Annotated in this window: 2 protein-coding genes; one reads left to right on the top strand and one right to left on the bottom strand. The window is 62.3% G+C overall.

The window, feature by feature from the left end:
* A partial coding sequence (locus tag DC522_RS33360) for an IS6 family transposase (protein WP_116532675.1) occupies nt 1-275 on the bottom strand: 275 nt, incomplete at its 3' end.
* A 144-nt stretch (nt 276-419) separates the two neighbouring features.
* On the opposite strand from DC522_RS33360, the gene DC522_RS33355 reads away from it, so the two are divergent.
* The gene (locus DC522_RS33355; RefSeq protein WP_116532674.1) at nt 420-1451 is read left to right on the top strand and encodes an IS110 family transposase; all 1032 of its coding nucleotides are present in this window, start codon (nt 420-422) and stop codon (nt 1449-1451) included.
* The last annotated feature ends 275 nt before the right edge of the window (nt 1452-1726 follow it).

Genomic DNA, 1726 nt, shown 5'->3' with positions numbered 1-1726 from the left:
GCTCGAAACAGGTACTTCCATCGCCCGCCGACCCGCACATATGTCTCATCCACCCGCCAGGAGCCCGAGCGAGGTCCTTGGTACTGGCGAACTCTCTTCTCGATCTCGGGCGCATAGCGCTGCACCCAGCGAAAAATCGTGGAGGCGTCGACCTTGATGCCGCGCTCCTGCATCATCTCAGTCAGATCGCGGTAGCTGATGTCGTACTTGCAGTACCAGCGCACGCACAGCAGGATGATCTCGACTGGAAAGCGGCGGCGCTTGAACAGGGACAACAGGACGGCTCCTCGATTAGCCGCCCCTCCTTATACCGCCGAGGTTAATGCAACATGGGGTTATTCCGGGCCTAGTGCCCTTCGACGGCAAACTGAGGTCTGATGCGATCGGGCCCAAACGGGAAGCCAACGGAGAGTATCCTCATGAAGCAGTATGTCGGGTTGGATGTATCGCTGGAGCAGACAGCCGTCTGTATTGTCGACGAGCAAGGGAAGGCGCTCTGGCGTGGCAAATGCGCCTCGACGCCGGAAGCCATTGCGGCAGTCGTCGAAGTGAGAGCGCCGCATGTGGAGCGCATTGGCCTGGAAAGCGGCCCGTTGTCGACATGGCACTGGCATGAGTTGAAGAAGCGCGGCTTGCCTGTGATCTGCCTGGATGCGCGCCATGCTAAGGCAGCGCTGTCGCTGCAGGTGAACAAGACCGACCCGAATGATGCGCTTGGGCTGGCACAAATCGTGCGCGCGGGCTGGTACCGGGAGGTCACCGTCAAGAGCCTGGACAGCCAGGTGATCCGTAGCTTCCTCAGCTCACGCGCTCGCTTAGTGGAGGTACGCGTAGACCTGATCAACCAGATTCGTGGCGTGCTCAAGCCCTTTGGTCTGGTCGCTGGCAAGGGAGGCCGTCAGCCCTTCATCGACCGCGTGCGCGAACTGGTGGCCGATGGGCCACTGAAGGATGCTGTTGAGGCACTCCTGACCGCCTTGCAGGAGGTCAGCCGGCAAATCGGCATCCTCTCCCGTCGCCTCATGGGGCTGGCGCGCCAGGATCAGACGGCCCGACGCCTGATGACGGCTCCCGGTGTCGGATCTCTGGTCGCGTTGGCCTATATCAGTGTCATCGACACACCAGACCGGTTCTCGCGCTCGTCCAGCGTAGGGGCTTATCTCGGCCTGACGCCACGACGGTATCAGTCGGGCGAGATCGACCGGAGCGGTCGGATCTCCAAGTGCGGCGATCCGTTGCTGCGCACGTATCTGTTTGAGGCGGCCGGGATCGTGCTGAACCGGGTCTCGCGCTGGTCTGCGCTGAAAGCCTGGGGCACCCGGCTCGCCAAGAAGGTGGGCGGCAAGAAGGCGACCGTCGCGGTCGCGCGTAAGTTGGCGGTGATCCTGCACCGGATGTGGCGCAACAACACGGACTTCCGGTGGTCGCGCCAGGAAGGGCAGCCCGCATGAGATAGACACCCAAAGAGATCCGCCGACCCGGCGGAGTGATGTCCCTTGTCGGGACGAGGCAGCAGCCATCGCGTGGGCACCGTTGCGGCCTGAAACCTGAACCTCAGGGAGCAGATTGACCGCGTATGCAACATGGCGAGGCTGAGGCTTCCGACCCCATCATGCGGCGGCGTCTGCCGACCGCGGAGAGAACCATGACCCGACAGGTGACATCAGCCGAACTGACGGAAAGGGCCGCTCAAAGGGCTTGACCAGAATCCCCAGAATAAGAGAAC

Origin of the sequence: Microvirga sp. KLBC 81 (genome assembly GCF_003075415.1) — a bacterium.
Classification (GTDB): Bacteria; Pseudomonadota; Alphaproteobacteria; order Rhizobiales; family Beijerinckiaceae; genus Microvirga.
The sequence above is the reverse complement of the archived record's forward strand: the minus strand, read 5'-3'. Positions and strand labels throughout refer to the sequence as shown.

Coding starts and splice junctions, on each gene's coding strand:
- DC522_RS33355 (WP_116532674.1), top strand. CDS start 420: ATGAAGCAGTATGTCGGGTTGGATGTATCGCTGGAGCAGACAGCCGTC.